This is a genomic window from Amycolatopsis sp. NPDC059021, from assembly GCF_042739895.1.
In the GTDB taxonomy this organism is placed as follows: Bacteria; Actinomycetota; Actinomycetes; order Mycobacteriales; family Pseudonocardiaceae; genus Amycolatopsis.
The window spans coordinates 34,816-50,423 of the sequence record NZ_JBHYIQ010000030.1 but is presented as its reverse complement, the minus strand read 5'-3'; the positions used below and the strand labels follow the sequence as shown (position 1 = coordinate 50,423).

1 protein-coding gene is annotated in these 15,608 nt (G+C 72.3%); it reads right to left on the bottom strand.

The annotated features are described in order from the left end of the window. A complete protein-coding gene (locus ACFWX1_RS19600) occupies positions 1-15,576 on the bottom strand; it encodes an SDR family NAD(P)-dependent oxidoreductase (protein ID WP_378389169.1) in 15,576 nt (5,191 codons plus the stop codon). Positions 15,577-15,608 lie beyond the last annotated feature (32 nt).

Below are 15,608 nucleotides of genomic sequence, written 5' to 3'. Positions count from 1 at the left end.
TCACTCGATGCCCGAGGGCTGCTCGTCGCCCAGCGCCAGTTTCACGAGGTCGTCCACGTCCAGCCCGGCGATCGACGGCCCCTCGCCGGCCTCCTCGACGGCGAAGATGTCCGGCCGGCTCACTGCGTTCACGTCCGTGGCCGCGCCGGGAACCAGCCCCGCCCGCAGATAGCGGGCGACGGCCACCGGGTTCGGGTAGTCGAAGACCAGCGTGGCGGGGAGTTTCAGGCCGGTCGCCTCGCGCAGCCGGTTGCGCAGCTCCACCGACGTCAGCGAGTCGAATCCGGTGTCCTTGAACGCCGTATCCGGCCGCACGGCCTCCGGCCCGTCGTACCCGAGCACCACCGCGACCTGCCCGCGCACCAGTTCGACGAGGAGCGTCTCCTGGTCGGCCGCGGCGAGCCCGGCCAGCCTGCCCGCCAGCCCACGGTCCACTGTGGACGCTGTACGCGCCTGGTTCCGGCCCGGCCGGACCAGGCCGCGGAACAGGGGCGGCACCGCGCCGGACCGCATGGCCGCGAGGTCCAGTTTGATCGGCACGAGCAGGGAAGGCGCCATGCGCAGCCCGAGGTCGAACAGATCCAGGCCCTCGGCCCGCGTCAACTCCAGCACACCATTGCGGCTCGCCCGCGCATGGTCGACGATGCTGAGGTGCGCCGCCATGCCGGTGCTCCGCTCCCACAGCCCCCAGGCCAGGGACAAGCCCGGCAGGCCGGCGGCCCGGCGGTGAGCCATCGCCGCGTCCAAGTAGGCGTTCGCCGCCGCGTAAGGACCTTGGCCACCGCCGCCCATCACGCCCGCGACGGACGAGAACACGACGAACGCGCCGAGGTCCCGGTCGCGCGTCAGCTCGTCGAGATGCCGCACCGCGTCGACCTTCGCCGCGAAGACGTTCGCCAGCCGCTCCGGGGTCAGCGTCCCGATCACACCGTCGTCGAAGACACCGGCGGTGTGCACCACCCCGGTCAGGTCGGGCAGGGTCGCGAGCAGGGCCGCCACCTGGTCGCGGTCGGCGACGTCACAGGCCACAATGGACACTTCGGCGCCCTCGCCGGCGAGTTCGGTGCGCAGCTCCGGCGCACCGTCGGCGTCCGGGCCCCGCCTGCTGGCCAGCACCAGCCGCCGCACGCCGTGCCGGGTCACCAGATGCCGGGCCACCAGCGTGCCCAGCGATCCCGCACCGGAGACCAGGACCGTCCCTTGTGGACCGAACACGGCGGGCGTGTCCGACGTCCCGGTGGCGCGGGCGAGGCGGGGCACGGAGAAGGTCGTTCCCCGCACCGCGAGCTGGGGCTCACCGCTGGCCAGCACCGCGCCGAGCAGCGGCTCGACCCCGGTGTCGGTGTCCAGCAGGACGAACCGGTCCGGGTGCTCGGCCTGAGCGGAGCGGACCAGGCCCCACACCGCCGCCGCGTCCGGGTCGGTCAGCGTCTGCTCGTCACCGGCGGGCACCGCACCGCGGGTCGCCACGACCAGCCGCGACTCTTCGAGCGCGGGCGCGGCCAGCCACGCTTGCAGGACGTCGAGCACCCGGGTGGTCACCGCCAACGCGGCGTCACCGCCCACTTCCAGCACCGCCACCGGCGGCACCTCGTCCTTCTCCGCGAGAGTCGCCACGTCGTCCGCGGTGACCACGGATGCCCACGACGGCGTTTCCGCGCCGTGCACGGGAGGCAGTCCGGTCCAGTCGACCCGGAACATCGCGTCGCGGCCCTGATCCGCCGACGCGCCCAGTTGCTCGGCGGACACCGGCCGGGACACCAGCGAGTCCATCGTCAGGACCGGCCCGCCGGTCTCGTCGGCCGCTTCGACGGACAACGCGTCCTGGCCGTTCGGCGCGAGCCGGACCCGCAGCGCCGTAGCGCCCGCGGCGTGCAGGACCAGGCCGTTCCACGCGAACGCGAGCATCGGCTCGCCGGGCTCCTCGGCGCCGCCGACCGTCGCGGCCTGCAGGGCGGCGTCGAGCAGCGCCGGGTGAACGCCGAACCGGCCCGCGTCCTTGCGCAGGTCGTCGGGCAGGGCGACCTCGGCGAAGACGTCGTCCTCGCGCCGCCACACCGCCCGCAGTCCTTGGAACGCGGGCCCGTACCCGTACCCGCGCTCGGCCAGATCGGTGTAGAAGGTCTCGACGTCGACCCGCTCGGCACCCGCGGGCGGCCAGGCGAGGAAGTCGAATCCGGTGCTCTCGCCGGGAGCCGACGAGAGCATGCCGGTGGCATGCCGGGTCCACGTCCCCGCGCCGCCGTCGCGCTGCGAGTACACGTCCACCGTGCGCGCGCCGGTCTCGTCCGGACCGCTCAACGCGACCTGGACGCGGACCCCGCCGTGCTCGGGGACGACGAGCGGGGATTCGATGATCAGCTCGTCGAGGACGGTGCACCCGGCTTCGTCACCGGCCCGCACGGCGAGTTCGGCCAGTCCGGAACCGGGCAGGATCACCACGCCGCCGACCGCGTGATCGGCGAGCCACGGGTGCGTCCGTACCGACAGCCGCGAGGTGAACACCAGGCCGTCGGACTGCGGCAGCTCGACGACCGCGCCCAGCAGCGGATGCTCGGCTGAGGCCTGGCCCAGCGATGCCGCGTCGGTCGCGGACTCGGCGGGCCGGAGCCAGTAGTGCCGGTGGTCGAAGGCATACGTCGGCAGGTCCACCCAGCCGGACGCGGGCACCATCCCGGACCAGTCGAGGGCGACGCCCCGCACGAACAGCTCGGCCATCGAAGTCAGCAGCCGTCGCAGACCGCCGTCCTCGCGCCGCAACGACCCGGCCACGATCGCGTCGGTGTCCTCGGTGATCTCGCTGATCGGCTGCACCAGCACCGGATGCGCGCTCACCTCGACGAACACGCCATGGCCCTGCTTCAGCAGATCCCCCACCGCCGGACCGAAACCGACCTGATTGCGCAGGTTCCGGTACCAGTAACCGCCGTCCACGACCCCGGCGCCGGAAATCCATTCGCCGGTGACGGTGGAGTAGAACGGCACCACCGGCGCCTGTGCCGAGATACCGGCCAGGGTTTCGGCCAGGAGATCCCGGATGTCCTCGACCTGGTTGGTGTGCGACCCGTAGTCCACGGCTACCCGCCGCACGCGGACACCCTGGCCCGACAGCGCGTCGACCACCTCGTCCAGTGCGCGGGCTTCCCCGGCGATCACCACCGACGTGGGACTGTTGACCGCGGCCACCTGAACCCGGTCGGTCCACGGCGCCAGCAGTGGCGTCGCGTCTTCTTCCCGCAACGCCACGGAAGCCATGCCGCCGCGCCCCGCGAGTTCCGCCGCGATGGCCTGGCTACGCAACGCGACCACCTTCGCGGCGTCCTCAAGGGACAGTGCCCCCGACACACAGGCCGCCGCGATCTCACCCTGGGAGTGACCGACGACGGCGTCCGGTACGACACCTACCGAGGACCACACCGCGGCGAGCCCGACCATCATCGCGAAACTCGCGGGCTGCACGACATCGACGCGATCCAGCAGATCGGCATCGCCCCGCAAAACGTCCACAAGGGACCAATCGACCCAGGGATCCAGCGCGGCCGCGCATTCGGCGACCCGCTCGGCGAACACCGGCGAGGAGTCCAGGAGCTCGCGGCCCATCCCGGCCCACTGCGAGCCCTGGCCGGGGAACACCCACACCAGCTTGCCCGGGGAACCCGCTCGGCCCGCGACCACGTTCGCCGGATTTTCCCCGCGTGCCAACGCTTCCAGGCCCGCCGCCGCCTCGTCGCGGGAGCCAGCGACCACCACCGCGCGCTCGCTCAGCGCGGCCCGGTTCGTCACCAGCGCCCCGGCCACGCCCGCCAGCGGCACGTCGCCCTCGACGAACGCGGCCAGCCGACCGGCCTGACCGGCCAGGGAAGCCGTGCTCCGCGCGGACACCACGACCGGGAGGACATCCGGGGTAGCACCGGGATCCGGCACCGCGTCCTGCGGTGGTGCCTCCTCCAGGATCAGGTGCGCGTTCGTCCCGCTGACCCCGAAGGCGGACACTCCGGCCCGGCGCGGACGGCCATTGCGCGGCCAGTCCCGCGCCTCCGTCAGCAACGCGACCGCACCGGCGGACCAGTCCACCTCGGGAGTGGGCTCGTCGACATGCAGCGTCCGCGGCAGCACCTCGTGCCGCAGCGCCTGGACCATCTTGATCACGCCCGCCACCCCGGCTGCCGCCTGCGCGTGGCCGATGTTCGACTTCAGCGAGCCCAGCCACAACGGCTTCTCCGGGTCGCGGTCCTTCCCGTAAGTGGCCAGGAGCGCTTGCGCCTCGATCGGGTCACCCAAGGTGGTCCCCGTGCCGTGACCCTCCACGACGTCCACATCGGACGGAGAAAGTCCGGCGTTCACCAAAGCCCGGCGGATCACTCGCTGCTGCGAGGGGCCGTTCGGCGCGGTCAGCCCGTTCGACGCGCCGTCCTGGTTCACCGCACTTCCCTGCAACACGGCCAGGATCCGGTGTCCGCGCTCACGCGCCACGGACAACCGCTCCAGCACGATCACGCCGACACCCTCGGCCCAGCCGGTGCCGTCGGCCGCCGCGGCGAACGCCTTGCAACGGCCGTCGACGGCGAGGCCCCGCTGGCGGGAGAACTCCACGAAGGCGCCGGGGTTCGCCATCACCGTCGCGCCACCGGCCAGTGCCATCGAGCACTCGCCCTGTCGCAACGACTGGGCGGCGAGGTGCATCGCGACCAGCGAGGACGAGCACGCCGAGTCGATCGTGACCGCCGGGCCCTCGAAACCGAACACATAGGACACCCGGCCCGACGCCACGCTCGACGACCCGCCGGTGCCCGCGAAACCTTCCAGTTCCGGTGTGACGACGCTGGCTCCCGGCGCGACATAGCCTTGCCCGAACATGCCCGTGAACACGCCGACGTCGTTGCCCTTCACCGAAAGCGGGTCGACACCGGCGTCCTCCATCGCCTCCCACGACGCCTCCAGCAGCAACCGCTGCTGCGGGTCCATGGCGACGGCTTCACGCGGCGAGATCCCGAAGAACCCGGCGTCGAAAAGCGCCGCCTCGTGCAGGAACCCGCCGTGCTGCGTGTAGGTCGTGCCCGGACGCTCCGGGTCCGGATCGAACAAGCCCTCCAGATCCCAGCCACGATCCTCGGGGAAACCCGACACCGCGTCCCGGCCCTCGGACACCAACCGCCACAAGTCATCCGGCCCCGCGACACCACCCGGCAACCGGCACGCCATGCCCACGATGGCGATCGGCTCGTCGGCAGCGCCCGCCACGACCGCCGGTTCCACCGGTGCCGCCGCCGCGCCGCCGAGTTCGTCGCGCAGGTACCGGGCGAGCGCCTGCGGGTTCGGGTAGTCGAAGACCAGCGTCGCGGGCAGTTTCAGCCCGGTGGCCGCACGCATCCTGTTGCGCAGCTCCACCGCGGTCAGCGAGTCGAATCCGGCGTCCTTGAACGCCGTGTCCGCGCGGACGGCCCCGGCATCGGCATGCCCGAGCACGGCCGCGACCTGACCGCGAACCAGGTCGAGAAGCAGGGTCAGCTGGTCCGCCGGGGTGAGCCCGGCGAGCCGGTCCGCCAGCACATTGTCCACTGTGGACGCAGTGCGGGCCTGCTGCCTTCCTGCGCGGACCAGGCCACGCAGCATATGCGGCACCGCACCGCCCGCCGCCGCGTCGGCACGTACCCCGCGCAGGTCCAGCTTGGCGGGCACCAGCAGGGACCGCTCGGACGCACACGCGGCGTCGAACAGGTCCATGCCCTCCGCCTGCGTCATCAGCTGCAGACCGCCACGCCGGCTCATCCGGGCCCTGGTGGCCTCGTCGGTGTTGGCCGCCATGCCGGTGGTCTGGTCCCACAGGCCCCATGCCAGCGACAAACCGGGCAGGCCCGCCGCCCGGCGGTTCGCCATCAGCCCGTCCAGGAACGCGTTCGCGGCCGCGTAGCTACCGCTGCCCGCGCCCATGAACACGGCCGAAACCGAGGAATAGACGACGAAGGCGTCGAGGTCCATGCCGCGGGTCAGCTCGTCGAGATGCCGCACCGCGTCGACCTTCGGCGCGAACACCCTGGCCAGCCGTTCCGGGGTCAGCGTCTCGATCACGCCCGCGTCCAGGACACCGGCGGTGTGCACGACACTGGTCGGCCGGTGCTCGTCGAGCAACGATGCCACCTGATCGCGATCGGAGACGTCACAGGACACAATGGACACTTCCGCGCCCTGTCCGGTGAGTTCGGCGACCAGCTCCGCCATGCCCTCGGCGTCCGGCCCCCGCCTGCTGGCCAGTACCAGCCGCCGCACGCCGTGCCGGGTGACCAGCCGCCGGGCCACCAGCCCGCCCAGCACACCCGCGCCCGAGACCAGGACGGTCCCTTGTGGACTGAACACGGACGCCGGGTCGGGACTGTGCGCAGCGCGGGCGAGGCGTGGTACCGAGAAAGTCCGTTCACGCACCGCGATCTGCGGTTCACCACTGGCCAGTACCGCACCCAGCACCGGCGCCACCCCGGCATCGACGTCCAGCAGGACGATCCGATCCGGGTTCTCCGCCTGCGCGGCCCGCACCAGACCCCACACCGCCGCACCGGCCGGATCCGTCACCGCGCCATCACCGGCGGGCACCGCGCCACGCGTCACCACCACCAGCCGCGATTCCTCGAAGCCCGCCGAAAGCCACGCCTGCACGACCGCCAGGACACGCGAGGTCAACGCCAGCGCGTCATCCCCGCCGGACGCTTCCAGGATCGCCGCCGCGGGCACATCCTCGGCCAGCGCCGTCACGTCGTCGGGCGTGGCCACCTCGACCCACGAAGGTTCGAGGGCATCCTCGGCGAGGGACAGCTCGGTCCAGTCCACTTGGAACAGTGCGTCGACCCGCGTCCCCGGCTGATCGGCGGACATAGCACGGATCACCACCGACTCCGCGGTGACGACGAGGCCGCCCGTCTCGTCCGCCGCTTCGAGTGTGACACCGGACTCGCCGGGCGCCAGCCGCACCCGCAGCGCCGACGCGCCCGCGGCGTGCAGGACCAGGCCGTGCCAGTCCGCCGGTCGTGCGTCGTCCCTCAGCGCCGGGTGCAGCGCCGCGTCCAGCAACGCGGGGTGGATGCCGAACCTGCCCGCGTCCAGATCCTCGGGCAGCGCGACCTCGGCGAAGAGTTCCTCTCCCCGCCGCCACAGCGCACGCACGCCCTGGAACGAAGCCCCATACGCCGAACCGCGATCGGCCAATTCGTCGTAGAGACCGTCGACCTTGCGCGCGCCCTGGGGCGGCCAAGCGGTGAAGTCGAATTGCTCGTGGACCGGAGGCGTGGCCGAGAGATGCCCGGTGGCGTGCCGCGTCCACACCTCCGCGTCGTTCTCGCGCGACGAGTAGACGTCCACCGTGCGCGAACCACTCTCGCCGGGCCCGCCCACCGTGACCTGCACCCGCACGCCACCGTGCTCGGGCAGCACGAGCGGGGATTCGACGGCCAGGTCGTCGAGAACCGGGCACCCGGCTTCGTCCCCGGCTCGCACCGCGAGTTCCACCAGCGCGGCGCTCGGGACGACCACCGCACCATCGACCGCGTGCCCGGCCAGCCACGGATGCGACCGCACCGACAGCCGCGAGGTGAACACCAGGCCATCCGAGTGCGGCAGCGGCACGACCGCGCCCAGCAGCGGATGATCGGCCCCGGCCAGCCCCAGCGACGGCGCGTCCGCCGCGGCGGGCGGGTTGAGCCAGAAGTGCTGGTGGTCGAAGGCGTACGTCGGCAGGTCGACCTGTCCGGTCACCGGCGGGAGCACACCGCTCCAGTCGAGCGCGACACCACGGACGAACAGCTCGGCCATCGAGGTCAGCAGCCGCCGGACGCCACCGTCCTCCCGCCGCAGCGTCCCGGTCACCACGGCGTCGGCCTCGGTGCCGTCCACGACGTCCGTGATCGGCTGGACCAGCACCGGATGCGCGCTGACCTCGACGAACACGCCGTGTCCCTGGGCGAGCAGCTCCGCCACCGCCGGGCCGAAACCGACCTGGTTGCGCAGATTCCGGTACCAGTACTCGCCATCGACGACTCCGGCGCCGGAAATCCACTCGCCGGTGACGGTGGAGTAGAACGGCACCACCGGTTCCTGCGCCGTGATCCCGGCCAGGGTCTCGGCGAGGGTGTCGCGGATGTCCTCCACGTGCCGGGTGTGGGACGCGTAGTCCACCGCCACCCGGCGGCCGGAGAGTGCTTCCACCGCCTCGGTCAGCGCTTCGGCGTCGCCCGCGATCACCACCGAGGACGGGCCGTTGACCGCGGCCACCTCGACCCGGCCGTCCCACGGCGCCAACCGCGAAACCGCCTCGTCGTGGCTCAGCGCGACCGACGCCATGCCACCGCGACCGGACAGCTCCGCCGCGATCGCCTGGCTCCGCAACGCGACCACCTTCGCGGCGTCCTCAAGGGACAGTGCACCCGACACACACGCCGCAGCGATCTCGCCCTGGGAATGGCCCAGCATCGCGTCGGGTACGACGCCCACCGAGGCCCACACCGCCGCAAGACCGACCATCACGGCGAAGCTGGCGGGCTGGAGCACGTCGACTCGGTTCATCAGCTCCGGGTCGGTCTCGCCCCGCAGAACGTCCACAAGGGACCAATCGACCCATGGTTCCAGCGCGGCCGCGCATTCGCCGATCCGCTCGGCGAAGACGTCCGAGGCGTCCAGCAGCTCACGGCCCATTCCGGCCCACTGCGTCCCCTGGCCGGGGAACACCCAGACGACCTTGCCCGCCATGCCCGCGCTTCCGGTCACCAGACCGGCCGCGCTTTCGCCGCGTGCCAACGCACCGAGGCCAGTAGAGGCTTCCTCGGCCGAGCCCGCCACCACCACAGCTCGGTCGCCCAGCACCGCACGCGTCGACAGCAGGGCGCTCGCCACGCGCGGCAACGACGTCTCGCCTTCGAGGAACTCCGCCAGCCGTTTCGCTTGTCCCGCAAGGGAACCGGCGCTCCGGGCGGACACCACCAGCGGCACCACGCCGTCCGGAACGTCCTCCTCCGGAGCGGCGGCCTCGGCCGGTGCTTCCTCGATGATCAGATGCGCGTTGGTCCCGCTGATGCCGAACGAGGACACGCCCGCGCGACGCGGATGGCCGTTCCGCGTCCACTCGCGGCCCTCGGTCAGCAGCTCGACCGCGCCCATCGACCAGTCCACCTGCTTGGTGGGCTCCTGCACGTGGAGCGTCGGCGGCAGGGCGTCGTGCCGTAGCGCCTGGACCATCTTGATCACCGCCGCGACCCCGGCGGCGGCCTGGGTGTGCCCGACATTCGACTTCAGCGAACCGAGCCACAGCGGCTTCTCCGGGTCGCGGTCCTTCCCGTACGTGGCCAGCAAGGCCTGCGCCTCGATGGGATCGCCCAGCGCCGTCCCGGTCCCGTGCGCCTCCACAGCGTCCACATCGGACGGTGACAGGCCCGCGGCCGTGAGCGCGCTGCGGATCACCCGCTGCTGCGACGGGCCGTTCGGCGCGGTCAGGCCGTTCGACGCGCCGTCCTGATTCACCGCGCTGCCACGAAGAACGGCGAGGACACGGTGCCCGCGTTCCCGAGCCACCGAGAGCCGTTCGAGGACCACGATGCCGACGCCCTCGGACAGCACGGTGCCGTCCGCGCCGTCGGCGAAGGCCTTGACCCGCCCGTCCTCGGCCATCCCCCGCTGCCGCGACATGCCGATGACGCCGATCGGCGAGCCCATCACGGCGACACCGCCGGCCAGCGCCATCGAGCACTCGCCCTGCCGGAGTGCTTGCGCCGCAAGGTGAATCGCCACCAGCGACGACGAACACGCCGTGTCCACCGTGACCGCGGGCCCCTCGAAACCGAAGGTGTAGGAGACCCGGCCCGACGCCACGCTGCCCGCGGTGGCGGTGGTGACGAAGCCCTGGAGTTCCGCGGGCATATTGCTCAGGGATTCGAGATAGTCGTGGATGGAGACGCCGGAGAAGACGCCGACGTCGTCGCCTCGCGCCTTGGCCGGATCGATACCCGCTCGTTCGAGCGCTTCCCAGGACGCCTCCAGCAGCAACCGCTGCTGCGGGTCCATCGCGAGCGCTTCGCGCGGCGAGATCCCGAAGAATCCCGGGTCGAAAAGCGCGGCCTCGTGCAGGAAACCGCCCTGCCGGATGTACGAAGTCCCGGGGCGTTCCGGGTCCGCATCGAACAGGCTCTCCAGGTCCCAGCCACGGTCCTCGGGGAAGGACGACATGCCGTCGCGGCCCTCGGACACCATCCGCCACAGGTCCTCGGGTCCCCTGACCCCGCCCGGCAACCGGCACGCCATCCCGACGATCGCGATCGGCTCGCCCGCGTCCACGGCGGCCGTCCTGGTCACGGCCGGGGTACCCGCCGCCACCGTGTCGCCCAGCTCTTCGCGCAGGTGGCGGGCGAGCGCGACCGGCGTCGGGTAGTCGAAGACCAGCGTGGCGGGCAGTTTCACACCGGTCGCCGCGCTCAGCCGGTTCCGCAGCTCGACCGCGGTCAGGGAGTCGAACCCGATGTCGGTGAACCCGCGGGTGCCCTGCGCCAGCTCGGGACCGCTGAAGCCCAGCACCGCGGCCGCCTCGGCCTGGACGACCTCCAGCAGGAGACTCTCCTGCTGCTCCGGGGCCAGACCGGCGAGCTTGCCGGCCACCCCGCCGCCGCCCGCGGCGGCCGTCCGCGCCACCCGGCGGCTCGCGCGGACCAGGCCGCGCAACAGATGCGGCACCTCCCCACCGGCCGTGGCCTGGCAGCGCAACGTCCGCAGATCCAGCTTGATCGGCACCAGCAGCGCGCGGTCCGCGAGCAGGCCGGCGTCGAAGATGTCCAGGCCCTCGGCGGACGTCATCGGCAGCACACCGCCGCGGCTCATCCGTGCCTGGTCGACGGCGGACAGGTGCGCGGTCAGGCCGTCGGCCTGCTCCCACAGACCCCACGCCAGCGACACGCCCGGCAGCCCCGCCGCCCGGCGCTGAGCCATCAAACCGTCCAGGAAGGCGTTCGCCGCCGCGTAATTGCCCTGACCGGCGGACCCCATGAGCGCGGCAGCGGACGAGAACACGACGAACGCGTCGAGCTCGCTGTCCCGGGTCAGCTCGTCGAGGTGACGCACCGCGTCGACCTTCGGCGCGAACACGCCCGCCAGCCGCTCACGCGTCAACGTCCCGATCACGCCGTCGTCCAGCACACCCGCCAGGTGCACCACCCCGGTCGGGCGGTACTCCTCCAGCAGGGCCGCCACCCGACCCCGGTCGGACACATCACCGGCCACAATGGACACTTCCGCGCCCTGTTCGGTCAGCTCGGCGACCAACTCCTCCGCGCCTTCGGCGCCCAGGCCCCGGCGGCTGGCCAGCACCAGGCGCCGGACACCGTGCCGGGCCACCAGATACCGGGCCACCAGGCCACCCAGCGACCCGGTACCACCCGTGATCAGCACCGTCCCTTCCGGACGGAACACCGTCGGCGCCTCCGGAACCCGGCCGGTGGCACGGGCGAGCCGGGGGACGGAGAAAGTCGTTCCGCGCACCGCGAGCTGCGGTTCACCACTGGCCAGCGCCGCGCCCAGCACCGGCGCCGCCGCCGAATCGGTGTCCAGCAGGACGATCCGGCCGGGGTTCTCCGCTTGGGCTGCCCGGAGCAGGCCCCATACCGCCGACGCGGCCGGGTCGGTCACCGCGCCGTCACCGGCGGGCACCGCGCCACGCGTCACCACCACCAGCCGCGACTCCTCCGCCGCGGCACCGAGCCAGGCCTGCACGACCTCCAGCACCCGGCTGGTCAGCGCCAGCGGCGTCGCCTCATCGCCGTAGGCTTCGAGAACCGCGACACGGTCCGCGGTGGCCGCCACGTCGTCGGCGGTGGCCACCGAGGTCCACACGGGTGCGGGTTCCCCAGTGTCCACTGAGGACAGATCGACCCATTCCACCTGGAACAGCGTGTCGCCGCCTTCGCCCGCCGCCGTTTCCAGTTGCTCGGCGGACACCTCGCGGGACACCAGCGAGTCCATGGTCACGACCAGGCCACCGGTCTCGTCGGCGGCCTGGAACGTCAGCGCGTCGGGACCGCCCGGCGCGACCCGCACCCGCAGCGCCGAGGCACCCACGGCGTGCAGGACCAGGCCGTTCCACGCGAACGGCAGCACGTTGCGGTAGTCGTCCGGGTTGGCGAAGGCGTTGGTGTGCAGGGCGGCGTCCAGCAGCGCCGGGTGGATGCCGAACTTCCCGGCGTCCTCCCGGTGGTCGTCGGGCAGGGCGACCTCGGCGAAGACCTCGTCCCCGCGCCGCCAGACCGCCTTCATGCCCTGGAAGGCGCCCCCGTAGGCGTAACCACGCTCGGTCAGGTCGGCGTAGAAATTCTCGACGTCGACCGGCTGTGCCCCGGCTGGCGGCCAAGCGGCGAAGTCGAAATCCTGGCTCGTTCCGCGTGTCGCCGACGAAGGCGCCAAGAGCCCGGTCGCGTGCCGCGTCCACTCGTCCGCGCTACCCTCACCGGCGGCATCTTCCCGCAGCGAGAACACATCCACCGTGCGCAGCCCGGTCTCGTTCGGCCCGCTCACCGCGACCTGCACGCGGACCCCACCGCGTTCGCCCAGGACCAGCGGCGCCTCGATCACGAGTTCTTCCAGGACGCCGAAGCCGAGTTCGTCCCCGGCCCGCACCGCGAGATCGACGTACACCGTGCCGGGAATGAGCACGACACCGCCGATCGCGTGACCGGCCAGCCAAGGGTGCGTCCGCAACGACAACCGCGAGGTGAAGACCAGCCCGTCGGACTGCGGCAACGGCACGACCGCGCCCAGCAGCGGATGATCGGCCCCGGCCAGCCCCAGCGACACCGCGTCGGTCGCCGACTCGCCCAGCCGGAGCCAGTAGTGCTGGTGATCGAAGGCATAGGTCGGCAAGTCGGCCCGCCCGGACGGCGGCAGCACAGCGGACCAGTCCACGGTCACGCCCCGCACGACCACCTCGGCCAGCGAGGCGAACAGCCGACGAAGACCTCCGTCCTCACGCCGCAGCGATCCCGTCACCACGGCTTCGGTGTCCTCGACGATCTCGGTGATCGGCTGCACCAGCACGGGATGTGCGCTGACCTCGACGAACACCCGGTGGCCCTGCTCGATCAGGTCCGCCACCGCCGGGCCGAACCGCACCTGGTTGCGCAGGTTCCGGTACCAGTACCCGCCGTCCAGCACCCCGGCGTCCTCCACCCAGCCACCGGTCACGGTCGAGTAGAACGGCACGGCAGGCGCCTGCGCGCGGATCCCGGCCAGCATCTCGGCCAGGGTGTCGCGGGCCGCCTCGACGTGACGGGTGTGGGAGGCGTAGTCCACCGCGACCCGGCGGATCCGGACGCCCTGATCGTCGAGTGCGTCGAGGGCTTCGTCCAACGCTTCGGCGTCACCGGCGACCACCACCGAGGACGGCCCGTTGACCGCCGCCACCTCGACGCGATCCGCCCACGGCGCCAGCCGCGCGGTCGCCTCGTCCTCACTCAACGCGACCGACGCCATCCCACCGCGACCAGCCAACTCCGCCGCGATCGCCTGGCTGCGCAAGGCAACCACCTTCGCAGCGTCCTCAAGGGACAGTGCCCCCGACACACACGCCGCCGCGATCTCGCCCTGCGAGTGACCCACCACGGCCTCGGGCTCGACTCCGGCCGAGGACCACACCGCCGCCAGGCCCACCATCACCGCGAAACTCGCGGGCTGCACCACATCCACGCGATCCAGGAGATCGGCGTCGCCACGCAGAACGTCCACAAGGGACCAATCGACCCACCGCTCCAGCGCGGCGGCACACTCCTTGATCCGCTCGGCGAACACCGGCGACGCGTCCAGCAGCTCGCGACCCATTCCCGCCCACTGTGTCCCCTGACCGGGGAACACCCACGCGACCTTGCCCGGGGCGCCCGAACCCGCGCTGCCGGTGAGCAGACCCGCTGCGCTTTCCCCGCGTGCCAACGCCTTCAGCCCGGTCAGTGCCTCCTCGCCCGAACCGGCCACGACGACGGCGCGTTCGGCCAGTTCCGCGCGGCCGGACACCAGTGTCCCGGCGACGTCGGCCAGCGAGACCTCGTCGGCGCCTTCGAGGAATTCCGCCAGGCGACCGGCCTGAGCCGCCAGCGAAGCAGCGGTCCCGGCCGACACCACCAGCGGGACCGCGTCCACCGGCGCCGGCTCTTCGACGACCGGCGCCGCCTCTTCCTCGACCGGCGCTTCCTCCAGGATCATGTGTGCGTTGGTGCCGCTGGCGCCGAACGCGGAGATCCCGCCCCGGCGCGGATGCCCGTTCCGCGGCCAGTCCCGCGCCTCCGTCAGCAGCCCGATCGCGCCCGTCGACCAGTCCACCTGGGGCGTGGGCGCGTCCACGTGCATGGTCGCCGGGAGCACCCCGTGCCGCAGGGCCTGCACCATCTTGATCACGCCCGCCACCCCGGACGCCGCCTGCGTGTGCCCGATGACGGACTTGACCGAGCCGAGCCACAACGGCTGCTCCGGATCGCGTCCCTGACCGTAGGTGGCCAGCAACGCCTGCACCTCGATCGGGTCGCCCAGCACCGTGCCGGTGCCGTGGCCCTCCACGGTGTCCACATCGGACGGTGCGAGCCCGGCGCTGGCCAGCGCCTTGCGGATGACCCGCTGCTGCGAAGGGCCGTTCGGCGCGGTCAGGCCGTTGGACGCGCCATCCTGGTTCACCGCGCTGCCGCGAATCACGGCAAGGACCTGGTGGCCGTTCTCCTGCGCCACCGACAACCGCTCCAGCAGCACCACGCCGACGCCTTCGGCCCAGCCGGAGCCGTCGGCACAGGCGGCGTACGACTTGCAGCGCCCGTCGAAGGCGAGTGCCCGCTGACGCGCGAAGCCGACGAATCCGCCCGGCGTCGCCATCACGGTCGAACCGCCCGCGAGCGCCATCGAGCATTCACCCCGCCGAAGTGCTTGTGCGGCAAGGTGAATCGCCACGAGCGAGGAGGAGCACATGGTGTCGACGGTCACCGCGGGGCCCTCGAGCCCGAGCGTGTAGGCGACCCGGCCGGAGGCGACCCCGCCCGCGGTGCCCAGCGCACGCTCCAGGCTCATGAAGTCCTCGAACCCGCTGAGGTCCGGCGCGTAGTCCTGGTGCACGATCCCGGCGAACACGCCGGTGTCGCTGCCCCGCAACGAATGCGGGTCGATACCGGCCCGCTCCAGCGTCTCCCAGGACACTTCCAGGAGTTGCCGCTGCTGCGGGTCCATCGCCAGCGCCTCACGCGGCGAAATGCCGAAGAAGCCGGCGTCGAACTTCGCCGCGTCGTGCAGGAAGGCGCCCTCCCGCACATACGTCGTGCCGGGGTTGTCGGGGTCCGGGTCGTAGAGGCCTTCGACGTCCCAGCCACGATCCTCCGGGAAGCCGGTGTAGACGTCGGCGCCGTCGGTGACCACCCGCCAGAAGTCCTCCGGGCCGCGGATCCCGCCGGCGTACCGGCAGGCCATCGAGACGATCGCGATGGGTTCCGCGGCGGCCGCGGCGAGCGCGTCGTTCTCCTGCTGAAGCCGGACGTTCTCCTTCAGCGAGGCGCGCAGTGCCTCAACGATCTGCTCGTTCGGCGCCGACATATCCATCCTCCACGATTCGTTCGCCATCGGCG

Excerpts from the sequence above, each read along its gene's own strand:
- ACFWX1_RS19600 (WP_378389169.1), bottom strand. The coding sequence starts at position 15,576 with ATGTCGGCGCCGAACGAGCAGATCGTTGAGGCACTGCGCGCCTCGCTG.